The 24,097-nt window shown below is 72.5% G+C and carries 21 protein-coding genes; 10 read left to right on the forward strand and 11 right to left on the reverse strand.

The genetic code is table 11. From position 1 onward, the window contains the following. Positions 1-152: 152 nt before the first annotated feature. Positions 153-764 carry an HAD family hydrolase gene (locus RM479_RS17370; RefSeq protein WP_311512764.1) on the forward strand — a complete coding sequence of 204 codons (612 nt, stop codon included), beginning with the start codon at positions 153-155 and terminating at the stop codon, positions 762-764. A gap of 54 nt (positions 765-818) precedes the next feature. Here RM479_RS17370 and RM479_RS17375 read toward each other — a convergent pair whose 3' ends face one another. After that, positions 819-2,195, reverse strand: coding sequence for an MFS transporter (locus RM479_RS17375; RefSeq protein WP_311512765.1), 1,377 nt, complete (start codon positions 2,193-2,195; stop codon positions 819-821). Between the two features lie 283 nt (positions 2,196-2,478). Here RM479_RS17375 and RM479_RS17380 point away from each other — a divergent pair, with 283 nt between their 5' ends. Continuing rightward, positions 2,479-3,675, forward strand: a complete 1,197-nt coding sequence (locus RM479_RS17380; protein ID WP_311512766.1) for an NAD(P)/FAD-dependent oxidoreductase — start codon at positions 2,479-2,481, stop codon at positions 3,673-3,675. Between the two features lie 22 nt (positions 3,676-3,697). Here the strand turns inward: RM479_RS17380 and RM479_RS17385 are convergent, their stop codons facing one another. Both RM479_RS17385 and RM479_RS17390 read right to left on the reverse strand, forming a co-directional pair. Next, positions 3,698-4,369 carry a nucleoside/nucleotide kinase family protein gene (locus tag RM479_RS17385; protein WP_311512767.1) on the reverse strand — a complete coding sequence of 224 codons (672 nt, stop codon included), beginning with the start codon at positions 4,367-4,369 and terminating at the stop codon, positions 3,698-3,700. Between the two features lie 212 nt (positions 4,370-4,581). Then, positions 4,582-5,118: an NUDIX hydrolase family protein gene (locus RM479_RS17390; protein ID WP_311512768.1), complete on the reverse strand. Its 537-nt coding sequence runs from the start codon at positions 5,116-5,118 to the stop codon at positions 4,582-4,584. Between the two features lie 422 nt (positions 5,119-5,540). Between RM479_RS17390 and RM479_RS17395 the strand changes: the two genes are divergently transcribed. Further along, positions 5,541-5,834: an STAS domain-containing protein gene (locus tag RM479_RS17395; protein ID WP_311512769.1), complete on the forward strand. Its 294-nt coding sequence runs from the start codon at positions 5,541-5,543 to the stop codon at positions 5,832-5,834. Positions 5,835-5,900: 66 nt separating this feature from the next. Here the strand turns inward: RM479_RS17395 and RM479_RS17400 are convergent, their stop codons facing one another. Together RM479_RS17400 and RM479_RS17405 are read right to left on the reverse strand one after the other, a co-directional pair. Beyond that, a complete protein-coding gene (locus RM479_RS17400; RefSeq protein WP_311512770.1) occupies positions 5,901-7,589 on the reverse strand; it encodes a PH domain-containing protein in 1,689 nt (562 codons plus the stop codon). Continuing rightward, complete coding sequence (locus RM479_RS17405) at positions 7,586-8,083, reverse strand: PH domain-containing protein (protein WP_311512771.1); 498 nt, start codon at positions 8,081-8,083, stop codon at positions 7,586-7,588. Before RM479_RS17405 ends, RM479_RS17400 begins: the two co-directional genes overlap by 4 nt. A gap of 108 nt (positions 8,084-8,191) precedes the next feature. Here RM479_RS17405 and RM479_RS17410 point away from each other — a divergent pair, with 108 nt between their 5' ends. Together RM479_RS17410 and RM479_RS17415 are read left to right on the forward strand one after the other, a co-directional pair. Continuing rightward, positions 8,192-9,106, forward strand: coding sequence for an SPFH domain-containing protein (locus tag RM479_RS17410; RefSeq protein WP_311512772.1), 915 nt, complete (start codon positions 8,192-8,194; stop codon positions 9,104-9,106). Between the two features lie 15 nt (positions 9,107-9,121). Then, positions 9,122-9,337, forward strand: a complete 216-nt coding sequence (locus RM479_RS17415; RefSeq protein WP_274809909.1) for a hypothetical protein — start codon at positions 9,122-9,124, stop codon at positions 9,335-9,337. A gap of 91 nt (positions 9,338-9,428) precedes the next feature. Here the strand turns inward: RM479_RS17415 and RM479_RS17420 are convergent, their stop codons facing one another. Then, positions 9,429-11,090: an FAD-binding dehydrogenase gene (locus RM479_RS17420; protein ID WP_311512773.1), complete on the reverse strand. Its 1,662-nt coding sequence runs from the start codon at positions 11,088-11,090 to the stop codon at positions 9,429-9,431. Between the two features lie 264 nt (positions 11,091-11,354). Further along, on the reverse strand, positions 11,355-12,449 hold the full coding sequence (locus RM479_RS17425; RefSeq protein ID WP_311512774.1) for a Zn-dependent alcohol dehydrogenase: 1,095 nt from the start codon (positions 12,447-12,449) through the stop codon (positions 11,355-11,357). 172 nt (positions 12,450-12,621) lie between these two features. Between RM479_RS17425 and ku the strand changes: the two genes are divergently transcribed. The 3 genes from ku to RM479_RS17440 all read left to right on the forward strand — a co-directional run bounded on the left by ku (position 12,622) and on the right by RM479_RS17440 (position 15,392). Next, complete coding sequence (gene ku, locus RM479_RS17430; protein ID WP_311512775.1) at positions 12,622-13,551, forward strand: non-homologous end joining protein Ku; 930 nt, start codon at positions 12,622-12,624, stop codon at positions 13,549-13,551. A gap of 160 nt (positions 13,552-13,711) precedes the next feature. Further along, complete coding sequence (gene ddaH / locus RM479_RS17435) at positions 13,712-14,542, forward strand: dimethylargininase (RefSeq protein WP_311512776.1); 831 nt, start codon at positions 13,712-13,714, stop codon at positions 14,540-14,542. A 226-nt stretch (positions 14,543-14,768) separates the two neighbouring features. Further along, positions 14,769-15,392 carry a TetR/AcrR family transcriptional regulator gene (locus tag RM479_RS17440; protein ID WP_274809904.1) on the forward strand — a complete coding sequence of 208 codons (624 nt, stop codon included), beginning with the start codon at positions 14,769-14,771 and terminating at the stop codon, positions 15,390-15,392. A 42-nt stretch (positions 15,393-15,434) separates the two neighbouring features. Here the strand turns inward: RM479_RS17440 and RM479_RS17445 are convergent, their stop codons facing one another. The 3 genes from RM479_RS17445 to speB form a co-directional block, all read right to left on the reverse strand. After that, positions 15,435-16,874, reverse strand: a complete 1,440-nt coding sequence (locus tag RM479_RS17445; RefSeq protein ID WP_311512777.1) for an aminobutyraldehyde dehydrogenase — start codon at positions 16,872-16,874, stop codon at positions 15,435-15,437. 53 nt (positions 16,875-16,927) lie between these two features. Then, positions 16,928-18,445: a purine-cytosine permease family protein gene (locus RM479_RS17450; protein ID WP_311512778.1), complete on the reverse strand. Its 1,518-nt coding sequence runs from the start codon at positions 18,443-18,445 to the stop codon at positions 16,928-16,930. A gap of 127 nt (positions 18,446-18,572) precedes the next feature. Then, entirely contained in the window at positions 18,573-19,526 is a 954-nt protein-coding gene (gene speB, locus RM479_RS17455) for an agmatinase (protein ID WP_274809901.1), read from the reverse strand. A 232-nt stretch (positions 19,527-19,758) separates the two neighbouring features. Here speB and RM479_RS17460 point away from each other — a divergent pair, with 232 nt between their 5' ends. Then, positions 19,759-21,273 carry a PucR family transcriptional regulator gene (locus RM479_RS17460; RefSeq protein ID WP_311512779.1) on the forward strand — a complete coding sequence of 505 codons (1,515 nt, stop codon included), beginning with the start codon at positions 19,759-19,761 and terminating at the stop codon, positions 21,271-21,273. Positions 21,274-21,686: 413 nt separating this feature from the next. Continuing rightward, positions 21,687-23,006: a GAF domain-containing protein gene (locus RM479_RS17465; protein ID WP_311512780.1), complete on the forward strand. Its 1,320-nt coding sequence runs from the start codon at positions 21,687-21,689 to the stop codon at positions 23,004-23,006. Positions 23,007-23,278: 272 nt separating this feature from the next. On the opposite strand, the gene RM479_RS17470 is transcribed toward RM479_RS17465, so the two are convergent. Continuing rightward, a complete protein-coding gene (locus RM479_RS17470) occupies positions 23,279-23,797 on the reverse strand; it encodes a hypothetical protein (protein ID WP_311512781.1) in 519 nt (172 codons plus the stop codon). Between the last annotated feature and the right edge of the window lie 300 nt (positions 23,798-24,097).

The following is a 24,097-nucleotide window of genomic DNA, read 5'->3' on the forward strand; positions in this document are numbered from 1 at the left end:
GGGTTCCCGCGGCTACCGGGAAGCCTGGGCCGATTCGGGGTCCGTGTCCGGTCGTCCACCGGGCCGATCCGCGTCGCCCGTTCCGGGTGCGTCGCACTCCGTCCTCGGGTAGGGCTGGAACGAGCCACCTCATCGACCCCGAGGAGAACCCCTTGTCCGACATCGAACCCGGTGCCGTGCTCTTCGACCTGTTCGGCGTGATCGCCCGCCACCAGTCCGAGGAGGGAAAGGCCCTGCTGGTCGCGGCCATGGGCGCGACCGACGATCCCACCGCCTTCTGGAACGCCTACTGGGACCTGCGTCTGGACTACGACCGCGGCGGTCTCGACGGCCCCGCCTACTGGAGGGCCGTGGGGGACCGGCTGGGCCTGGACGTGCCCCTTGCCCGGATCTCCGCGCTGATCGAGGCCGACATCGAGAGCTGGCGCGCGGTGGATCCCGAGATGGTCGCCCTGGTCGAGCGACTCGCCTCCGACGGCCGCACCATCGGCCTGCTGTCCAACATCCCCACCGAGCTCGCCGACCGTTTCGAGAAGGACAATCCGTGGCTGGCCGCCTTCTCCGTGCGGGCCTTCTCGGGCCGTCTGGGCATGGCCAAACCCGAACCCGAGGTCTACCTCTGGTGCCTGGACCGGATGGCGGTCGCCCCGCGCGAGACCCTGTTCGTCGACGACCGGACCGAGAACGTCGCGGCAGCCGAAGCCCTGGGCCTGGCCGGGCACGTGTTCACCGACCGTCCCGCGCTTGAGGCGCGCCTCTCCTGACGACACGGCGGGCCCGGGGGCGCACACCCCCCGGGCCCGCCGTGCGCCGGTGCCTCAGCGGCCCGCGGTCACCTTCACCGGGGTGTCGTCCAGGGAGTCCCCGCCGGTCTCGCGGATCAGCAGCAGCGCGACCAGTGTGATGACACCGACCAGCACCAGGTACCCGCCCACCCAGGCGATACCGAACGCGCCCGCCAGCCAGGTGGCGATGTACGGGGCGAACGAGGCGCCCAGCAGGCCGGCCAGGTTGTAGGCGGCCGAGGCGCCGGTGTAGCGCACCCTGGTCGGGAACAGCTCGGGCAGCAGTGCCGCCATCGGCCCGAAGGTCAGGCCCATGAGCGACAGCCCGATGATGAGGAAGGCCAGTACCCCGACGGTCCCCGAACCCAGCAGCGGGCCCATGACGAAACCGAAGGCGATGATCACCGCGGTCACCGTCACCAGCACCGGCTTGCGGCCGAACCGGTCGGCCAGCAGCCCGGAGATCGGTGTGAGGATCCCGAAGAACACCACGCCCACCAGGAGGAACACCAGGAACTGGGAGCGCTCGTAGCCCAGACCGGTCTCCGGGTCGGTGCCGAAGCCCAGCGAGAACACGGTCATCAGGTAGAAGAGCACGTACGTCGCGACCATGACCAGCGTGCCCAGGACGACGGCGACGAGGTTGTGGCGGAAGACCTCGACGATGGGCGTGCGCACCTGTTCGCCGGCGGCCAGGACCTTGGCGAAGGCGGGGGTCTCGTGCAGGGACAGGCGTACCCACAGTCCGACGACGATGAGCACCGTCGACAGCAGGAAGGGCACCCGCCACCCCCACGCCAGGAAGGTCTCCTCGCTCATGGTCTGGGTGAGGATCAGGAACACGCCGTTGGCGAGGAAGAACCCGATGGGCGCGCCCAACTGCGGGAAGGTGCCGTAGAAGCCGCGCCTGCCGTCGGGAGCGTTCTCCGTGGCGAGCAGGGCCGCGCCGCCCCATTCCCCGCCCAGCCCCAGACCCTGGCCGAACCGGCACAGCGCCAACAGCAGGGGGGCGATGACGCCGGCCTGGGCGTAGGTGGGCAGCAGGCCGATGCCGACGGTGGCGATGCCCATGGTCAGCAGGGACGCCACCAGGGTGGTCTTGCGGCCGACGCGGTCGCCGAAGTGGCCGAACACCCAGGAACCGATGGGGCGGGCCACGAAGGCGATGGCGAAGGTGGCCAGCGACTGGAGGCGGGCGGCCATCATGTCGCCCTCGGGAAAGAACAGCAGCGGGAAGACCAGGACGGCCGCGGTCGCGTAGATGTAGAAGTCGTAGAACTCGACGGACGTGCCCACCAGGCTCGCGGTCAGTACCTTGCGCCGCGGGTTGGTCGGCGGATCCACGGGTGCGGGTGCCGGTGCGGGTGCGCCGCGTTCCGGGTTCGGTTGCTGTTCGTCGACGTCCGTCATGGACTTCTTTCCAGTTCAGGGCACGGGTCTTCGGCGTGGGGGATGATCGGATGTTAGACCTGTGCGACAGCATGTGGGACATCCGTCTCGAAATACGGACACGCGGGCTTCTCGTGTCCATCCGTCCGAACGGGGTCGGTCGCCGGAAACCCCGACGCCCCAGGGGATCCGGTCCGTGCCATGTCCTCGATCACATTCCCCGACCCGCGCCGGGGGCGTGTCACGTCCGAGGGGGTCCGTTCCGTCCATCGGTAGGACGGAACACCTTCAAGGGAGGCACACCATGGCCCACGAACTCCTCGTCCTCGGCGCCGGCTACGCCGGACTCGCCGCCGCCCGACACGCCGCCCACCACGCCCGCCACCACGGTTCCCCGCTGCGCGTCACCCTCGTCAACGCCACCGACACCTTCGTCGAACGGGTCCGCCTGCACGAGGTCGCCGCCGGACGCGACGTCGGCGTCCACCCCCTCTCCGACTCCCTCGACCCCTCCGTCGACCTCGTCGTCGGCCGGGTCGAGGCACTGGACCTCACCGGGCGCGCCGTCGACGTCCGCGTCGGCGAGCGGGTCCGCACCCTGAGCTACGACACCCTCGTCCACGCCCTGGGCAGCGCCGCCGCCCGGGACGGGGCACCCGGCGTCGCCGAGCACGCCGCCTCGATCGCCGGGCTTGAGGGGGCCCGCGACCTGGCCCGCCGCATCGCCACCGAACGCCCCCGCACCCTCACCGTCGTCGGCGGTGGTCTCACCGGCCTGGAGGCGGTCACCGAACTGGCCGAGGCCCACCCCGACCTGCGCGCGCACCTGATCACCTCCGGGCCCGTCGCGGCCGACACCGACCCCCGGGGTCGGGCCCACGTCCTGCGGGTCCTGGACCGGTTGGGCGTGGCGGTCCACGAGCACACCCGGGTCGCCGCCGTCGAGGCCGACCACGTCAAGCTGGAGGACGGCGACCTGCTGGAGACCGACCTCACGGTGTGGAACGCCGGGTTCACGGTCCCCTCCACGGCCGCCGACGCCGGACTGGCCGTGGACGGCGACGGGCGCGCCCTCGTGGACGGCACCCAGCGGTCGGTCTCCCACCCGGACGTGTACGTGGTGGGCGACGCCGCCCACGTCGACGGCGTGGACGGTCGCGCGCTGCGCATGTCCTGCGCGATGGGCCTGCCCATGGGGTGGTCGTCCGCCGACGCGATCGCCGCCCGGCTGGCCGGCCGCGAACCGGACGCCTCACCCTTCGGGTACCTGACCCGGTGCGTCAGTCTGGGACGGCGCGACGGGCTCGTCCAGTTCGTGCGCGCCGACGACTCCCCGCGCCGGCTCGTCCTGACCGGGCGCACGGCGGCCCGTGTCAAGGAGATGATCGTGGTCTCCGCCTACGGCGGCCTCAAGGGCCACGGCCGGAGCCGACTCCAGGCCGACGCGGTCCTGTCGCTGGCGCGCGGGTCGGCCCGTCGTTTCCCGGGCGGACGCGCCTGACCCGGGGGCGGTCCCGCCCGGCCTACGCCCGGTCGGCGCCCCGAGGGTGCCGGTCGGGCACCGCGCCGGTGGGGACGATCCGGGTGCAACGGTCGCGCAGCCGCTTGACCAGCTCACCGTTGGCCCGGTCGCTGCGCTCCACCCACTCCCGGGCGGCCTCCTCGTCCTTGCCGCCCGCCCTCTGACGGCGCAGCAGCCGCTGTTCGCGCAGCGCGTCGTCGGCCTCCACGTACCAGAGTCCGGCGAACAGGGGGCCCAGCCCGCCCCAGGGCTCGGCGTCCCAGGCCAGGTAGTTGCCCTCGGTGACGATGAGCCGGGTGTGCGGTGCGATCACGTGCCGGGCCGCGATGGGTTCGTGCAGCCGCCGGTCGTAGTCGGGAACGTAGACGGGGTGGTCGGTCTCCACGAGCAGCCGTCGCACCAGGGCGGCGTACCCGTGCGCGTCGAAGGTGTCGGGGGCGCCCTTGCGGTCGAGGCGGTCCAACCGCTCCAGTTGCGCGTTGGACAGGTGGAAGCCGTCCATGGGCAGGTAACCGGCGACCCCTTCGCCCAGCCGGGCGTCGACGCCGGCGACCAGGTGGCGGGCGAGCGTGGACTTGCCCGCGCCGGGGGCTCCGGTCAGGCCCAGGAGGACACGGTCGCCCTCCGCGGCGCGGAGCAGGGCCAGGACGTCGTCGACGAGGGCTTCGGACATGGGGTCGAGCCTATGTCCTCGGGGGCCGGGGGCGGTCGGGCGTCCACGATGGGCCCGTGTCCTCCCCGGCCCGGGGAGGGGGCCGCCCTCGCTGCTCTCCTCCCGCCGGGCGTCGAGGGCCCCTCGTCCCGACCGGCGCGGTCGGCCGTGATCGCGGGGTGCGGACACGCGCGAGGGGCGGCCCGTCGACGGGCCGCCCCTCGCGCGTCGGGTCAGGGGGCGTGCCCCACGTAGGCCAACGCCTGCCGCAGCAGCACGTCCTGGCCGTCGTTCATCTCCTCCAGCACCCGCGCGTCCGCCGCCTCCTCCGGGGTGAACCACATCAGGTCCAGGGCGTCCTGGCGCGGCTGGCAGTCGCCCGACACCGTCACGATGTAGGCCAGGGCCACCGCGTGCTGGCGCGGGTCGTGGAACGGGGTCACCCCGGGGGTGGGGAAGTACTCGGCCACGGTGAACGGCTGCGGGGAGCTGGGGATGCGCGGCAGGGCCACCGGACCCAGGTCCTTCTCCAGGTGGCGCAGCAGGGCGTCGCGGACGCGTTCGTGGTACAGGACCCGGCCCGAGACCACCGATCGGTGGAATCTGCCGTCGGGGGACGCCCGCATCAGCAGCCCCACGTGGGTGACCTGGCCGACGTCGTCCACCCGGACCGGGACGGCCTGGACGTACAACACGGGCATGCGGCCGCGGATGTTCTCCAACTCCTGGGCTGAGAACCAGCCGGGTCGGGTATCGGCGGTTTCGGTCATCGGGGTGCGCGGCGCCGTTCCGCCCGAGGGCGGAAGGGGAACGCCGCTCCCTCCCTTCTGTGCGCTGTGCGTCGGCCCGGGGTCCTCGGGGGACACGGCCCGTTACCGCTTACCGCACCGGTTCTATCGCACCCGGGGCTCCGGGGCACGGTGCGGGGGCGGGTCCGGGTGTGTCCGAGAGAGGAACGTGCGACCGTTCCGAGGGCCGGGTCGGGTGGTCCGGAAGGTCAGGTCTTCCTGTCCTCGCGGCCATATCGGCGAGATTTCAACGGTTTTCCTCGTAAAAAGCCTCCCGGAGTCTCTCTGGAGAGGTTACGATCTCGTACGCGGTCGCGTAGTGAAAAGATTACGTCCGGTGAGAGGTGGCCTCAGTGGCACGGGATGTCCGGTTCTCCCTCCGGGAATGTCTCCCCCACACGGGTGTGACGGTGGTTCCGGTGAGCGGTGAGATCGATCTGGCCACCGCTCCCGCCATGCGCGATCGGTTGGCGGACGCGGCCCGCGACGAGGACTGCGAGTGCCTGGTCGTGGATCTGGCCGACGTCGTCTTCCTGGACGCGAGCGGGGTGGGCGCCCTGGTGGCGGTCCGGCGGATCCTGGCCGAACGGGGGAGCCGCATGGTCCTGGCCCGCCCGCGTCCGGCCGTCGTTCGGGTCCTGCGCATCCTGGGCATGGACCGGGTCTTCGAGATCGTGCCCGCGCCGCCCGTCCGCTGAGCCCGACGCGCGCCGGTCCCGGTGCGGGCACCGGGACCGGTCGTCGCCGATGGGCGTGCGGGACGGTCAGCCCCGGCCCCCGTCCGACTCCACGCCCGGCCCCGTGTCCCGCTCCAAGAACTCGGTGAGCAGGTCGGGGACCGCCTCCTCGGCCCAGGCCAGGCCCTGGCCCAGACCCACGTCGGTCGCGGTGTACACGCCCTTGCCCGCGGCGGTGGTGGCCGACACGCTCGCCAGTCCCACCCGACGCTGGAACGGTGAACGGGTGATCCGCCAGCCGATCACCGCCGAGCGCTCCAGGGCCACGGTGTCGCGCACCGCCATGCCCTGGCGCACCACCAGGTAGCGGGGGTGCAGGCCGTGCCCCAGAGCCCGGTAGGAGCCGAACGCGTACCAGAACGCCGTCGCGCCGAACGCGGCGCCGAGCACCCACCATCCCCAGGCCGGGGCGGCCTCCACCGCGTACGTGGCCACCGGCAGCGGGTTGAGCTCCTCCTCGATCCCGTGGACGACCTCCCACCAGGCGGCGGTGGCCAGCGAGTGCAGCCACGTCAGCGTCCCGGCCACGACCAGGCCCGCCACCGCGGCCCACCCGGCCCGCACGAACCGGCGGCGCAGCGCGGCCCTCGGGTGCGGCGTCAGGGGCGGATCCAGGGGCGACTGCGGGGTCCGCATCAGGTCGGCGGCCAACGTGCGGGCGCGGGCCCGGGGCATGGCCGGGGAGAGGCGGCTCTTGGCCTGGGTCTTCTCGTCGTCACCCGCCGACAGGCCGGTGGCGACCGCCCGTACGGCCGCGCCGCCCACCGCGCGCAGCACGAACGGTTCGTGCAGGGTGACGCCGTTGAGGCGGCGCCCCTCCACCGACAGCGACACGCTGGTGAGCAGGCCCCGGCGCAGGCGGACCGTTCCGTCGCCCTCCCGGGTCAGGCGGTAGTCCCACCAGGTCTCGACCGCCACGGCCAGGAGCACGACCGCGCCCGAGATCAACAGCGTCAGCAGCGACAGCGGCACCACGACCAGAGCGCGGGTCATCACGAACGAGCCGATCTCGGCGGTGGTGGGCAACCCGGCCTGCTCGGAGATCCACCGGTAGATCCAGCCCTCGCTCTGGGCGTTGGCACCGATCAGCGCGGCGATGGCACCGATGCCGATGCCCAGGGTGGCGGTGGTGGCGGGGGCGTAGGAGAACCAGCGCGGGTCCAGCCGGGCCAGTTCCAGTCCGGTGGTCCCGTCGGTCTCGGCGTCCTCGGGGGTCGCACCGCCCGCGCCCGCGCGGTGGAGCAGTTCGCGGCGCAGCCGCTCACCCTGCGCGGCGGTGACGAACTGGAGCTTGAGCCGGTCGGGGCCCGCCTGCTCGCCGGTGCCGATGGTGACCGAGCACAGGCCGAAGGGGCGGGTGTACAGCGGCGCGGCCACGTCCACGCTGCGCACGCGTTCGCGCGGCACCGAGCGGTAGGTCTTGGCGAAGACGCCCGAGCGCATCTCCATGCGCTCGTCGGTGACCCGGTAGGAGATCGCGCGCAGGATCACCATGTCGACGGCGGTCAGGCCGGCGATGAGGGCCAGGGCCCCGGGCAGGGGCGCGACGGCCCACCAGGGGTGACCGAGGACGACGAGGACGACGGTGCCGATGATCGCGGTGGGGACGATGAACACCGCGGCGACGGCGGTGTCGGCCCACACGCTCAGCGGGTGGACGCCCTGCCAGTCGCCCAGGGGGGCGCGATCGGTCGGCGGTGGCTGCACGGTGGTCATGTCGCGTCCCCCGGAACGGCCTGGGTGGTCTCGGTGAGCTGCTCGGCGACCCGCGTCGCCAACGCGTGGTCGAGGCCGGCGATCTCGATGGGGCCGGCGGCGGAGGCGGTCGTGACGGTCACGCTCGACAGTCCGAACGCCCGTTGGAGGGGGCCGCGTTCGGTGTCCACGGTCTGGATGCGCGACATGGGGGCCACCCGCCACTCCTGCCAGAGCCAGCCGCTGGAGGTGTAGACGGCGGTGTCGGTGACCTCCCAGCGGTGGACCCGGTAGCGCCACTGCGGCATCACCACGGTGATGAGGAGTCCCAGGCAGCCGATGACGGCGGCGGCGATGAGGAACCAGGGGCGTACCGGCTCCCAGAGGAGCGCGGGGACGACCGGGATCACGGTCAGGGGCACGGTGACGGCCAGGGAGCGGGTCGTCCACCAGCGGACGGCTCGGGGGTCCACACGGTGCTGGGGTGGGCGCAGGCGCGGTGTGTCGGTGCTCATCGTGGCCGCGTCTCCTCTCGGTGTTCGGGGGTCTCGGAACCGGCTGTAGGAAAAGTGATATCACAATGCTATGCTCCGGTCATCACCACCGAGGAGAACGGACCACAGATGGACGAACGGATCGAACCCGCGCCCCAGTATCGTGAGACCCCGGCCAGGACCCGGGACGGCATCGGCATGGCGGTCCTGGCCCTGGTGCTGATCCTCGTCGGAGCCGCCGTCGCCGGAGCGCCGTTCCTGATGGGCGTCGAGATCCTGCCGCTGTTCGTCGCCCTGCCGGTCGGCATCGTCATCGGCGTGATCGGCCTGTTCCTCTTTCTGGGACTGACCATGGTCGCCCCCAACGAGGCCCGCGTCGTGCAGCTCTTCGGCCGCTACGTCGGCAGTGTCCGCACCGACGGCCTGCGCTGGGTCAACCCGCTCACCGAGCGCACCGCCGTCTCCACCCGCATCCGCAACCACGAGACCTCCGTCATGAAGGTCAACGACGCCTCCGGCAGCCCCATCGAGATCGCCGCCGTCGTCGTCTGGCAGGTCGAGGACACCGCGCGCGCCACCTTCGAGGTCGACGACTTCGTGGAGTTCGTCTCCATCCAGACCGAGGCCGCCGTCCGCCACATCGCCGGCCACTACCCGTACGACTCCTATGACGCCGAGGGCGCCCTGTCGCTGCGCGACAACGCCGACGCCATCACCGAACGCCTGTCGAAGGAGATCGGCGAACGCGTCGAGGCCGCCGGCGTGCGCATCGTGGAGTCCCGGTTCACCCACCTCGCCTACGCCCCCGAGATCGCCCAGGCCATGCTCCAGCGCCAGCAGGCCGGCGCGCTGATCGCCGCCCGCGCGGAGATCGTCGAGGGCGCGGTGGGCATGGTCGACCGCGCCTTGGCCCGCCTGTCGGAGGAGCACGTGGTCGAATTGGACGAGGAGCGCAAGGCCGGCATGGTCAGCAACCTGCTGGTGGTGCTGTGCTCGGACCGGCCGGCCAGCCCGGTCGTCAATACGGGGACGTTGTACCAGTGATCGGATGAGGTTGCCGTGCCGGAGCGCAAGAAGGTGCTGCTGAGGCTCGACCCCGCCGTCCACGACGCCTTGGCGCGGTGGGCGGGGCAGGAACTGCGCAGCACCAACGCCCAGATCGAGTTCCTCCTGCGCCGCGCCCTGGGCGACGCGGGACGGATGCCGAAGAAGGCCGGGGACATCCCCCGTCGCGGCCGACCGCGCAAGCAGGACCCCTCGGACACCGAGGACTGACGACCCCGCGCACACGACGGCGCCGGGCGCCCCGAGAGGGCCGCCCGGCGCCGTCCGCCGTCCGGCGGGTTCGGCCGGTGTCGAAAGAGGGTCAGAGGGCCGCGGCGGCGGCCCGACCGGCGGTGCGACCGGAGAAGAGGCAACCGCCGAGGAAGGTGCCCTCCAGGGCGCGGTAGCCGTGCACGCCGCCGCCGCCGAACCCGGCGACCTCGCCGGCCGCGTACAGGCCCGGCAACGGGGTGCCGTCGGCGCGCAGCACCCGCGCGTCCAGGTCGGTGTGCAGGCCGCCGAGCGTCTTGCGGGTGAGGATCCGCAGGCGCACCGCGATGAGCGGGCCCGCCTTGGGATCGAGGATCTGATGCGGGGCCGCCACCCGGATCAGCTTGTCCCCCCGGTAGTTGCGCGCCCCGCGGATCGCCGTCACCTGGAGGTCCTTGGTGAACGAGTTGACCATCTCCCGGTCGCGGGCCACCACCTCGCGGGTGACCACGTCGGCGTCCAGCACCCCGTCGCCCGCGATCGCCCGCATCTTCTGGATGAGCGCGGGGAGCCGGTCGGCGACCGCGAAGTCCACCCCGTGCTCCTTGAAGGCCTCCACCGGTCCCGGAGCGCCCGGCAGCACGCGCTTGAGGAGGAGTCCGACGTCCTTGCCGGTCAGGTCCGGGTTCTGCTCCGACCCCGAGAGCGCGAACTCCTTCTCGATGATCTTCTGGGAGAGCACGAACCAGGTGTAGTCGTGGCCGCTCTTCATGATGTGGTCGAGTGTGCCCAGGGTGTCGAACCCCGGGAAGCACGGGGCGGGCATCCTCTTGCCGGTGGCGTCCAGCCACAGCGACGAGGGCCCCGGCAGGATGCGGATGCCGTGGCGGGACCAGATCGGGTCCCAGTTCTGGATGCCCTCGGTGTAGTGCCACATCCGGTCCGGGTTGATGATCCGTCCGCCCGCGTTCTCGGTGATGGCGAGCATGCGCCCGTCGACGTGCTCGGGCACCCCCGACAGCATGTGCTCGGGCGGCTCGCCCAGGCGCGCGGGCCAGTTCGCGCGCACCAGGTCGTGGTCGGCGCCGATGCCGCCGGAGGTGACCACGACCGCCTGCGCGGCCAGTGCGAAGTCGCCGACCACGTCGCGGTTGCTGGCCTGCCCGCGTTCGACGTCGCTGGGCGCGAGCACCGCGCCGCGCACCCCCGTCACGGTGCCGTCGGTGACGACGAGTTCGTCGACGCGGTGGCGGAAGCGCAGGGAGATCAGGCCGCGTTCGGCGGCGGCGCGCACCCGGCGTTCGAACGGGGCGACCACGCCCGGGCCGGTGCCCCAGGTGATGTGGAAGCGGGGCACCGAGTTGCCGTGCCCGCCGGCCAGGTGGCCGCCGCGTTCGGCCCAGCCCACGATGGGGAAGAGCCGCAGCCCCATCTCCCGCAGCCAGGAGTACTTCTCCCCGGCGGCGAAGTCCACGTAGGCCTCGGCCCACTCGCGCGGCCAGGCGTCCTCGGGGCGGTCGAAGGCGGCGGTGCCCATCCAGTCCTGGAGGGCGAGCTCCTTGGAGTCGCGGATGCCCATGCGGCGCTGTTCGGGGGAGTTCACGAAGAACAGGCCGCCGAAGGACCAGAACGCCTGCCCGCCCAGGGACCGCTCGGGTTCCTGGTCGAGCAGGATCACCCTCTTGCCCGCGTCGGCCAGTTCGGCCGCCGCCGCCAGGCCCGCCAGGCCCGCGCCGACGACGATCGCGTCGGCCTGATCCGTTCCGCTGCTCATGGGGGTGCGTCTCCTCGGAGGTCGGCCGTGCCGGAGGGCACGGTGTGCGCGATGGTGACGACTGTGCTCCTTCGTGCGGTGGAGGACAAGGGTGATGTGTGTCGTACGCCACAGCTTTTGTCAGGTGATGACAAACCCATCGGTACGCGCCCGGTGTTCGCCCCGGTGCCGTACCCGACCGTGGCGGTCTGCTCGACCCCTGGGCCGCGGAGGGTTCCGAGGGGCGGACGCGAACCGGGGGCGCCGGGCGGCGCCCCCGGTCGGTCAGGCGCCGAAGCGGATCAGCGAACGGCCGCCCTTGCCCTGGCTCATCCGTTCGAAGGCGGCGGCGACCCCCTCCAGGGGGATCTCGTCGGTGACCATCGCCGCCAGTTTCAGGTCGCCCGAGCGCACGCTCTCGGCGACGATCGGCACGTCGCGGGCCGGGTCGCTGGACCCGTACACGCACCCGCGCAGCGTGCGGGCCTGGTGGAACAGCTCCAGCGCGTTGAAGGTCACCTCGTCGTGGGCGGACCCCACGCCGACCACGGTGATCGTGCCCCCGCGTCGGCTGATGTTCCAGGCCGTGCGCACCACCTTGGCCGAACCCACCACCTCGAACACGTGGTCGGCGCCGCGTCCGCCGGTGAGCGCCCGCACCGCCTTGAACAGGTGCTCGTCGGCGAGCAGGAACTCGGTGGCGCCCAACGAGCGGGCCAGCTCCTCCTTGGCGGGGGAGACGTCCACGGCGATCACCGGGTCGGCCCCGGCCAGACGGGCCGCCTGCAATGCCGACAGACCGACCCCGCCCAGTCCCATGATCACGGCGGACTGCCCGGCCCGCACGGCGGCGGAGTTGTTGACGGCGCCCCATCCGGTGAGCACCGCGCACCCCAGGACGGCCGCGGCCGCCGGGTCCAGGCCGTCGGGCAGCGGTACCACGGCGTCCGCGTCCATCACGGTGGCCTCGGCGAACGCGCCGCAGCCCAGCCCGGGATGGACGGGGGTGCCGTCGGTGAGGTGGGCGTAGGGGACGGCCGCCCGGTCCAGGGCGTGCTTGCACAGGTGGGGCTCGTCGTTGCGGCAGAACCAACAGGCGCGGCAGGCCGGCGCCCAGTTGAGGATGACGTGCTGGCCCGGGCTCACCGAGGTGACGCCCTCACCGACGGCCTCGACGGTCCCGGCGCCCTCGTGGCCCAGGACGGCGGGCCACTTCTGGGCGAGGGTCCCGTTGGACAGGGACAGGTCGGAGTGGCACACCCCGGCCGCGGCGATGCGGACCCGTACCTGACCGGGGCCGGGGTCGGGCAGTACCAGGTCCCGGATCTCGGGGGGCGCGCCCAGTGCGGAGAAGACGGCGGCCTTGACGGTCGTACTCATGGGAGGAACTCCAATCACGGACTGCCGTGACACTAGCAATACCGACCGGTCGGTTCACGAACGGGGCTCGGTATGGGGAGGTTTCGGTCCGATCGATCCCCTGACCCGTTCTTTGTGCTTCTCGACCGGTATTTTGCCCGGTCACGGTGATCATGGGAGCAAGGGAGGCACCATGGTCAATCCTGTCTGGGTGGGCACTCTGATGTTCGGCGAGGTCCCGATAGGGATCCGCCTCTACAGCGCCCGCGAACGGCGCGGTCCGGTCCTGCACCAGTTCGAACGCGGCACCGCCGACCGCATCCGCTACGTCCGCGTCAACGAGCGCACCGGCGAGGAGGTTCCCGCCGAGGACATCGTGCGCGGCGCCCGCACCGCCGTCGAGGACGAGTACGTCGTCCTCGAACCCGAGGAGGTGGAGGAGATCCTCCCGCACGGGTCGCGCACCATGCGCATCGACGGGTTCGTCTCCGAGGGCGCCGTCGGGCCCCTGTGGTACGCCGCCACCTACTACGTCGCCCCGCGCGACCCCGGCGACGCCGAGCCCTATCGGCTGCTCCACAGCGCCCTGGACCAGACCCGCCGGGTGGGCACCGCCACGGTGGTCCTGCGCGACCGCGAGTCCCCGGTCCTCATCGAACCGATCCGGGGCGTGTTGTCGGCCTCGACCCTGTGGTGGCCGGACGAGGTGCGCACCCCCGACGACGTCATGCCGCCTGTGCCGCACGTCGCCCTGGGCAAGGAGGAGCTGGCCCTGGCCCGCGAACTCGTCGGCTCCATGGCGATGGACTGGGACCCGGCCCACTACGACGACAGCTACGGTCACCGACTGACCGAGCTGGTCCGGGCCAAGGCCAAGGGGGGGACCATCACCCACCGTCCCGGCGACAGGAGCCGTCCGCGCCGTCCCGAGGGCCGCGCGGACGACGCGCTCCAGGACGCGCTGCGCCGCAGCCTGCCCGGCCCGCGACCGCCCGGCCGGGGCGAGGGTCGGCGCACCAAACGCGAACTGCTCCGGCGCGCCTCGGAACTGGACGTGCCGGGCCGCTCCAAGATGAACCGCGAGGAACTGGAGGAGGCGGTGTCCCGGGCGGGTGGGCGCTGATCACGATCCCCGCGGGTGCGGGGATCTTTTCATCGGACCGTTCCTCTTGGCCCGACCCGGGCGCGGGTATCCCTTCATCGAACGTGGTGGACCACGGGCGATAAAGACCTGTACCACCGCGGCTCGTCCCGTGTTCTGAACGGTTTTCACTGGAGGTTCAATGGAGAACCCGGCCGGTTCGGTGGCTGTTCGACGGCACTATCTGATGTGCCGTCCCACCTACTTCGCGGTCGAATACGCGATCAATCCCTGGATGGACCCGGCGGTGCGGGTCGACCGGGACAGGGCCATTCGACAATGGGAGGCGCTGCGCGACCTCTATCTCGAACTGGGGCACGAGGTCGACGAGATCGCCCCCATCGAGGGACTGCCCGACATGGTGTTCGCCGCCAACGGCGGCCTGGTGGTGGACGGCCGGGTCTACGGCGCCCGGTTCGCCAGCGCCGAGCGCACGCCGGAGGGGCCCGCCTACCTGGAATGGTTCCGCGCGGCCGGGTTCTCCGAGACCCGCGAGCCCAAGCACGTCAACGAGGGGGAGGGCGACTTCATCACCCTCGACGACGTGATCCTCGCCGGTACCGGATTCCGTACCGACGCCGCCGCGCACCAGGAGGCCGAACGTTTCCTGGGCCGTCCGGTCGTGACCCTGCAACTGGTCGATCCGCGTTTCTACCACCTGGACACGGCGCTGTTCGCCCTGCCGGGCGACCGTATCGCCTACCATCCGGGCGCCTTCTCCGCGGGGAGCCGTCGGGTACTGGAATCACTGTTCCCCGACGCCCTGATCGCCACCGAGGACGACGCCCGGGTCCTGGGCCTCAACGCGGTCTGCGACGGGCGCAACGTGGTCATCGCCGCCGAGGCCGTCGCATTGGCCGACCGGCTGCGCGCCGAAGGGCTGATCGTCCACCCGGTCGAGCTCGACGAATTGCGCAAGGCCGGCGGCGGCGCCAAGTGCTGCACGTTGGAGCTGCGTCCCGCGCGCCTGTGAGGCCGTACGCACCGCGCTGACAAGGGGCGGCCGGGAACCGCGCACTCCTGTGCGGTATCCGGCCGCCCAAACCTCCCCGAATGTGGGAAACGCCACCATGTGTAAGGGTGGACTCACCGGTAGTCACAGGTCATGCGGTCGCCACGGAATCCGAAGGCGTCCTCGTCGAAAACCGGGTGACGACAGGCCCTGGTGAAAACGCGGCGAACCAATAAAGTTCTGAAACGTGAAGACCAAACAGCGCAGACTGCCCCGTCGGATCCGTGAACAGCTGATGATCGACGCCGCCGTCACGGCCTTCTCCCGAAGCGATTACCACACGGTGCGCGTCGAGCAGATCGCCGAGGCCGCGGGCACGTCCAAGCCGACGATGTACCACTATCTGGGCTCCAAGGAAGGTATTTTCAACGCCTGTGTGCGCCGCGAATCCGAGCGGCTCATCCTCGCCCTGCGCACCGCCGCCCACGACCCCTCGATCCCCGCCGGGGACGACCCCCTGCGCCGCGGAATCCGTGCCTTCTTCGGATTCGTGGTCGACAACCGGGAGAGCTGGACCGTCCTGTACCGTCGCGCCGCCGCACAGGGCGGCCCCTTCGCCGCCGAGGTGACCCGGGCGCGCGACCGCGTCCTGGCCGAGGTCACCGCCCTCATCACCACCTGCGGCGGCCTGCCCGGGGCCGCCGACTCCCGCGACGCCGAACTCCTGGCGCGGATCGCGGTCAGCACCGCCGACGCGTTCGCCGACTGGCTGCTGGACCATCCCGAGGAGAGCCCCGACACCATGGCCGACCACGTCACCGCTCTGACGTGGGCGCATCTGGAGGCCCGCACCGTCACGGCCGGAGGCTGAGACGGGGCGCGTCCGTGCGCCGGAGCGCCCCGCCGCTCCGGCTCAACCGATCGCGCTCATCATGTGCTTGACCCGGGTGTACTCCTCCAGGCTGTAGGACGACAGGTCCTTGCCGTAACCCGAGTGCTTGAAGCCGCCGTGCGGCATCTCCGACACCAGCGCCCCGTGGGTGTTGATCCACACCGCACCGAAGTCCAGCTCCGCGCCCACCCGCAGCGCCCGGGCGTGATCGGTGGTCCACACCGACGACGCCAGCCCCTGTTCCACCCCGTTGGCCAGCGTGACCGCCTCCTCCTCGGTGGCGAACCGCTGCACGGTGATGACGGGGCCGAAGATCTCCTCGCGCACGATCTCGTCATCGGCGCGCAGCCCCGTGACCACGGTCGGGGCCAGGAAGAACCCGCGATCGCCCACCCGGTGCCCGCCGGTCGCCACCGTCGCGTGCGCGGGCAGCCGCTCGATCAGGCCCAGCACCCGGGCGAACTGGTCGGCGTTGTTGAGCGGACCGAAGTCGCTCGCCTCCCCGCTGGGCAGCCCGGTGACCCGCCCCTTCGCCCGGGCGACCAGCTCGGCCACGAACGCGTCGTGCAGATCCTCGTGCACCAGCACCCGGGAGGCGGCGGTGCAGTCCTGCCCGGCGTTGAGCAGCCCGGCGGCCAGCACGCCCTCGGCGGTGTCGGCCGGGTCGGCGTCGGCGAAGACCAGTGCCGGCGCGTTGCCGCCGAGTTCCAGGTGCAGGACCTTCAGGTCCTCCGACGCCGCCCGGGCCACCTGCACGCCCGCCCGGGTGGAACCGGTCACCGAGACCAGCCGCACCGCCGGGTGGGCGGCCACCAGTCGGCCGGTGTCGCGGTCTCCGACCACCGTGTTGAGCACGCCGGCGGGCAGGACACCGGCGGCCAGCTCGGCGAGCATCACCGTGGTGGTGGGCGTGGTCTCGGCGGGCTTGAGCACCACCGTGTTCCCGGCGGCCAGCGCCGGACCGATCTTCCAGACCGCCATCATCAGCGGGTAGTTCCACGGGGTGATGCCCGCGCACACCCCCAGCGGTTCACGACGGATCCAGGAGGTGTGGCCCTCCAGGTACTCGGCCGCGGCCCGGCCCTCCAGGTGGCGGGCGGCCCCGGCGAAGAACCTCAGGGTGTCCACGCAGAAGGGGATCTCCTCGTTCAGGACGTCCGCGCGAGGCTTGCCGGTCTCGCGGCACTCGGCGTCGGCGAACTCCTCCGCCCGGGCGGCCAGGGCGTCGGCCAGGGCGAGCAGGGCGTCCTGGCGGCGGGACGGGGTGGCGCGCCGCCAGGCGGCGAAGGCCCGTAGGGAGGAGTCCATGGCCGCCTCCACCTCGGCGGCCCCGAAGACCCCGGAACGGCCGTGGACCTCGCCGGTGACCGGGTCGACGAGCTCCAGGACGGGACCCTCCGGGGCGGGCAGCGGCTCGCCGTCGACGAGACCGGGCAGGGTGGCGAACTCGTGGATGCGCATGTGTCCTCGTGTCGATGGGGTGATGGAACGGGTGGGGGCGTGGGCGGTCGTGATCAGGCCGGGACGCTCGGACGCGGCTCCGGTTCGGGCTCGGTGTCCGGCGCGGCCGGGACCAGTCGGGGCCCGGCGGGCCCGAACACCGACCGCGGTTCGGGGAAGAGCACCAGCGCGGCCGGGTAGACGACGGCGGCGGTGAGCAGCGCCACCGGCAGGCTCAGGTCGATGCCGCCGGCCAGGTTCCCCAGCGGCCCCACCAGCATCGGTGTGTTGGCGAAGACCAGACCCATCGCGGCGGCGGCCAGCCAGGCGGTCATGGCGCGCCAGTTCACGCCCCGGGTGAACCAGTAGGCGCCGCCCCTGCGGCCCTCGTTGAACACCTGGAGGTCCTCGACCCGGTAGAACCCACGCCGGAACAGGTAGCCCAGCATCAGGATGACCATCCACGGCGAGGTGAGCAGCACGATGAGGATCACGAAGGCGTTGATCGTCTCGACGATGTCGAACAGGAACGTGCCGACGAAGATCAGCACCAGCGCCAGACAGCCCACCACCACGGTGCCCTGCACCCGGTTCAGCCGCGGCACCAGGGAGGAGAAGTCCAGGCCGGTGCCGTACAGCGCGGTGGTGCCGGTGGAGAGACCGCCGACGAGGGCCACCAGCAGCAGCGGAAGGGCGTACCAGAGCGGGGAGACCACGGCCAGGCCCGTCACGTAGTCGCCGGGGTCGGCGACCAGGGTGGCGGTGGCCAGTCCGAAGAAGAACGGGAGCAGGGTCGCGACCTGCGCCAGGAACGGCGCTGCCAGCATCGACCGGGTGGAGTGGGAGGCGGGGATGTACCGCGACCAGTCGCCCAGGAACCCGCCGAACGACACCGGGTTGGCCATGATGGTCAGCACCGCCAGCACCCAGGTGGGCCAGAATCCGCCCAGGAGGTACTCGCCGCTGCCCGCGTACGACGGGTCGAAGGAGCCGCCGTAGGCGACCGCGCCCAGCAGCATCAGGGCGCTGCCGGCCACCACCGCGACCTTGTTGATCAGCAGCATGAACCGGTACCCGTACACGCAGACCGCGAACACGGCCACCGCGATGACCCCGTAGGCCGTGGCGCGCAGTCCGTCACCGCCCTCGTACCCGAGACGGGCGGTGGCGCCGACGATGGCGTCGCCGCTCACCCACACCGAGATGGAGAAGAACGCCACGGCGGTCAGCAGCGACAGCAGCGACCCCAGGGCGCGGCCGACCACACCGAAGTGGGCACCGGAGGAGACGGCGTTGTTGGTGCGGGTGCGCGGCCCGAACAGGGCCATGGGCGACAGGATGAGCGCGCCGACGATGACACCGACCACGGTCGCGGCAGCCGAGGCGGCGAACCCGAGCCCGTAGGCGATCGGCAGGGTGCCCAGAATGATGGTCGCGAAGGTGTTGGCGCCGCCGAACGTGAGCCGGAAGAGGTCGAAGGGCCGGGACGTCTGGGCCCGGACGGGGATCGGCGCGACCCCGTAGGTCTCGATCTCCGTCACCTTCTGTGGTGCTTCGATCTCGATCGGTGATGGTTCCTGGTGTGCGGACACGGCGTGCTCCAGAGGAGGGGGATGTCCCCGCGGGATGTCGCGGGTGATGGGGAGGGGCGGCGGTCGCGCGGCGCCGTTGACGCGCGACCGCCGGACCGGGACCCGGACGGGCCGGGCCCCGGGGGACTCAGGCCGTGCGGCCGTGGTTCAGCGCCAGCACGCCGACCAGGTCGTAGGCGACGTGGGAGGCGGCGGTGGAGGTGATCTGCGCGTGGTCGTAGGCGGGGGCGACCTCCACCACGTCGGCGCCCACCAGGTTGCAGGAGGACAGGCCCCGCAGGATCTCCAGCAGTTCGCGGCTGGTGAGCCCGCCCGCCTCGGGGGTGCCGGTGCCGGGCGCGTGCGCCGGGTCCAGCACGTCGATGTCCACCGACACGTACAGCGGCCGGTCGCCGATCCGCTGGCGCAGGGCGTCGGCGATCTCGTCCACGCCCTTGCGCATGACGTCGGCGGAGGTGACGATCCCGAACCCGAACCGGCGGTCGTCCTCCAGGTCCTTCTTGCCGTACAGCGGGCCGCGGGTGCCCACGTGGCTGATCGCCTCGGTGTCGAGGATGCCCTCCTCCACCGCGCGCCGGAACGGGGTGCCGTGGGTGTAGGGCTCGCCGAAGTAGGTGTCCCAGGTGTCCAGGTGGGCGTCGAAGTGCAGCATCGCGATCGGACCGTGCCGCCGGTACAGCGAACGCAGCAGCGGCAGCGCGATGGTGTGATCGCCGCCCAGGGTGACCAGGCGGGTCCCCGCCCGCACGAACTGCGAGGCGGCCTCGTCGATGGTCTCCACCGCGTCGCCGATGGAGAAGGGGTTGACCGCGATGTCACCGCCGTCGACCACCTGGGCGACGGCGAACGGGGACACGTCCAGCCCCGGGTGGTAGGGGCGCAGCAGTCGGCTGGCCTCGCGGATCGCCGAAGGGCCGAACCGGGCGCCGGGCCGGTAGGAGACACCGGAGTCGAAGGGGACGCCGACCACGGCGATGTCGGCCCGCTCGACCTGGTCGATGCGGGGCAGCCGCGCGAACGTCGCCGGTCCGGCGAAACGCGGTACGAGGCTGGAGTCGGTGGGTCCGATCGGTGCGCTCATCGGTCGGTGGTGTCCCTCTCGTGGTCGGCGCGCGCGGCGCGGCGGATGTCGGTGCGCCCCGCGACGTCATCGGCGCAGGTCACACGCGTTTCGGTCAGGCTAGGCGGGAACAGGGGCACGCTCCAGTGGACGAATCGCACAGTCGAGTGTGTTCTTCTGGTCGGAACATCCCGAATGGTCGCGCACACGTCGACCGCGGTGACACGGGGGAAACACGGGCGGGGGAACGCGGATGGAACGGGGCGAGGAACCCGGTGAGGTCGAGGGCATCGCGCTGGGAGTCGTGCTGGCCCGACGCGATCTGGACCTGCGCCCGGTCGTGGCGTCCGGGGACCCGAGGGTGACCTGGGCGGTGTCCAGCGAACTGGCCGATCCCACCCCCTATCTGCGCGGCGGCGAACTGCTGCTGACCGCCGGCAGTGACCTGCCGGCCGATGCCGCCGGGGTGCGCGCCTACGTCTCCGCCCTGGTGGAGACCGGGGTGGCCGCCCTCGGGTTCGGTGTGACCCCGGTCCACGACCTGGTTCCGGCCCACCTGGTGGAGCAGTGCCACCGGCAGGGGCTGCCCCTGATCGAGGTGCCCCGGCCCACACCCTTCGCCGCGGTCGGCCGGGCCGTCGCCGAGGCCCTGGAGGAGGTCCGTCTGCGGGACCTGCGCCGCCTGGGCGAGGCCCACCGCGACATGGCCCGCGCGATCTCCGCCCCCGACCCCGGCGATCGGATCCTGCGCGTGCTGGCCTCGGCCCTGCGCGCCTGGGCCCTGGTGCTCGCCCCGGGGGGCGGGGGAGCGGTGCGCGCCACCCCCGACGCCCCGAGCGATCCGGGGCCGGAGGCCGCCGAACTCCTCGACCGCCTCACCGCGCCGGCCGGGCCCCGGAGCGCCAAGTCCCGCCTGGGCGACGCGGAGGTGTTCTGGCACACCGTGGGCACCCCGCCCCGCGAGCACGGGGTGCTCCTGGTGGGCCGACCCGAACCGCTGGGCGTCACCGATCGCGCCGTCCTGCGCACCGCCACCGCCCTGCTGGACCTGATCGCCCGCACCACGCCGGGGCCGCCTCCGGTCCCGGGCGCGCTCGTCGCCGCGCTCCTGCTCGACGACGATCCGGGCGCGGGGGCCGCACCGCTGCTGGCCGACCTGGTCGGCGCCCCGGACGCGATCCGCTACCGGGTCCTGCGGGCCGTCCCCGACGGACGGACCCGCCCCACCCCGCCCGCCCGGCTCCCCCTGCCGACCCCGGTCGTGGGGGCCCTCCCCGACGGCACGGTCCGCGCCGTGCTCGCCGACAGGGGCGCCGCCGAGCACCGCGCCGACCTGGACGCCCTGGTCCCGCACGGGTGGATCGCCGTGATCGGCGACCCCGTGTCGCCCGGAGCGCTGGTCGGGGCGGACCGCCGGGCGGGCGCCCTGATGGCCCGTGCCCGCACGGTGGGCGCTCCGATCCTGTGGGAGGAGGACGCGGACCCCTTCGCGTCCCTGGTGGACGCGTCCGGCACCGACGCGTTCGCCCGCCGGGTCCTGGGGCCGCTGGCGGAGGACGACGACACCGCCCGGACGCTGCGCCGCACCCTGCGGGCCTGGCTGACCCGACACGGCGGCTGGGACCGGGCCGCCGCCGATCTGGGCGTGCACCGCAACAGCGTTCGCTACCGGATCGGCCGGATCGAACGCGAACTGGGGGTGGACCTGGCCGATCCCGAGCAGCGGATGCGATTGTGGTTCGCGCTCACCCGCCTGTCCGAGGGGTGAACCGCGGTTTCCGTGCCGAACGGGGTACCGCGGGTCCGCCAAGGGCCGCCGCGTCCCGGGACCGGGGCCGTGGTGCACGTGCGTCCGTCCGGTGCCGACGCCTGTCCCGAACGGTCATCGGCCGCCACCGGACCGCGGTGACCTGTGGTGATGGAATCGTCGGTGGGAGCGCCCCCTTCGGTCGTTCCTGTCCGTTATCGGCCAATGGTGCGCCATCCCTTGCGCGGTGGCTGTTCTCGACCTTCGCGATGGTGGAGGCTGGAGTGCCACCCCGCGGCACCCCTCATCGAAAACGGAGGTGGAAGGCGCCATCGACGTCCGAAACGCGCCTCTGTCGCGGTTCGCTCACCGACGCCGAATCCGAAGCAGGACACTGGATGGACGCCACCGTGAACACGAGGTCAGGGAGCCTTATGTCGTTTCCCCCGTTGGACACGGCCTTGCCCGCAGGGGCCGATGCCCGCGAACACGCGCTCCTGCTGCGCCGGGTGCACGAGGCCTCCCTGAGCGGGGATCCGAGTCCGGCCCGGCCCCGTCCGGTCATCGAGGACTCGTGGAGCCGGACGCGCCGTTTCGGCATCGACCCCGACGCCGGGCCGCCCCCGCGCATGGTCTCCCTGGAGGAACTCCACCGGCGCAGGGAGGACTCCCCCATCTCCGAGGTCCTGCCGCTCATCCGCCGATCACTGGTGTCGGTGGCCGACGAGGCCGACCACATCATGCTGGTCACCGACGCCTCGGGACAGATCCTGTGGCGGGACGGCGCGCACCGGATCCGCACCATGGGCGACCGGGTCGGTCTCATCGAGGGGGCCTACTGGAACGAGGGCAGCACCGGCACCAACGCCATCGGCACCACACTGGTGGTGGGCCGGCCGGTGCAGGTCTACTCGGCCGAGCACTTCGTGCGCAGCCTGCACGCCCTGACCTGTGCCTGCGCCCCCATCCACGATCCGCGCGACGGCCGCCTGCTCGGCGCCATCGACGTCACCGGACCGGTCAGCACCGTCCACCCCTCCACACTGGCCCTGGTCAGCGCCGTCGCCCAACTGGCCGAGGCGCACCTCCAGAGCATCCACCACACCCACCTGGAGCGGTTGCGCTCGGTCGCCGCGCCCCTGTTGGCGGGGATGAGGGAACGCGCCCTGGTCGTCGACGACACCGGGTGGACCGCGGCCGTCGTCAACATGGAACCGGTCCGCCGGGTCCTGTTGCCCAAGCACCACGAGACCGGGACCGCCTGGCTGCCGGCCCTGGGGGAGTGCTCCCTGGAACCACTACCGGGCGGCTGGCTCATCCGTCCTCGGCCCGCGGAGTGCGCCTCCCCCTCCACCGTCACCCTCGATCTGTCGGGGCCCGCCCCGGCGGTGACCGTGGCCGGCAGCAGTGGCCGCTGGGCGCACCGGCCCACCCCGCGTCACGCCGAGCTGTTGCTGCTGCTGGCCGTCCACCGGTCCGGGCGCACCGCCGCCCAGCTGTCCCACGACGTGTTCGGCGCGGTCGGGCACGTGGTGACGGTGCGCGCCGAACTGTCGCGGCTGCGCCGTCACCTGGGCGGCATCGTGGAGAGCCGCCCCTATCGCTTCAGCGAGGACGTGGTGGTGCGGGTCGTGCTGCCCGACCATCCGGAGGACCTGCTGCCGGGCTCGGTCGCCCCCGGGGTGCGCGCCCTGCGCTCCCGGGTCGGCTCCGGCGAGCGGGCGATTCCGCTGGGTGCGGAGTCCGCAACCTAGTGCAACCGTTGCGGTCCGGTGGTCGGACGCGTTTCATGGGGTGTGCGCGGCCCCTACCGGGGACGATCATCGGGCGAGAGAGGGCACGACGGTCGTCGAACCGGGAGCGGTACCGGCGTTCGTCGCCTTCACGGACCTTGAGGGGGGTCCCGGAGGCGACGGGCGCGTCCACAGGCCGGAGGTGGGCCCATGGGGACCTCGGGGGAGTCCCCGGGCCGTCCGCGCGTCGGCGGCGTCCCGGCTCGGTCTCTCCGGGGCGCCGCCCTCCCCGTTCAGTCGCCGACGCGGGCCGTGTCCGACCGCCGCTGCGTCGCGTCGTCGGCGACGGCCGGCGCGCACTGGATACAGTCCATGCGGAAGACCTCCTCGCCGTCGACGGTGCCCACGAACGTCCCGGGCAGGCCGTCATCGCCCACGGGCCGGGCGGCCAGCGCCTCACGCGACAGCTCCCCCTCGAAACGGACCTCCGCGCCCTGCTCGGTGGTCCCGGCGCAGTGGACGGTGGTGCCGTCCGCCCGGTCGGCGCCCTCGCCCGCCTCCTGGGAGGGCGAGGCGTCGGCGGGCGGTGTGACGGTGCACTCCAGGGCGCCCTCGATCGGGTGGCCCTCCCGGGCGAAGGCGCGCTCGGCGCCCGGGCGCAGCACGGTGATCGCCAGGGCCTCGGCGGCCTTCTGCAACTCCACCACGGCGGGGTCGACCTCCGCCGCGGGCGCGCACGAGGCCAGGGCGCAGGCCGTCCCCAGCAGCAGGGCCGCCAGCGGTGCGCCGGTCACGGTCGAGCGGACTCCCATGGTCTTCCCCCCGGATCATCGGCCGCGCCCGCGGGGCGCGGTGTTCCCGCCCCCACCGTCCCCGAGAGGAGCGCTCCGACCCGGATCCGACACGGTCACCGGGGGTGAAGAATCGTTCATGATCCGGTCATCGGTGTGCGCGTCGCACCGGCGGAACGGGTACCCCTCGGGTGATGATCCGGACAAGTCCGCCGAAAGGGGAGAACGTGACTAAAAGCATGAATCCCCACGCGGCCAGGGGCCGGACCACGCCCTGCGTTACACTCGGTGCATTTACCGGACCGTGTTCGCGCACGGCCC

Source organism: Nocardiopsis lambiniae, assembly GCF_031845465.1.
GTDB classification, from domain to species: Bacteria; Actinomycetota; Actinomycetes; order Streptosporangiales; family Streptosporangiaceae; genus Nocardiopsis; species Nocardiopsis lambiniae.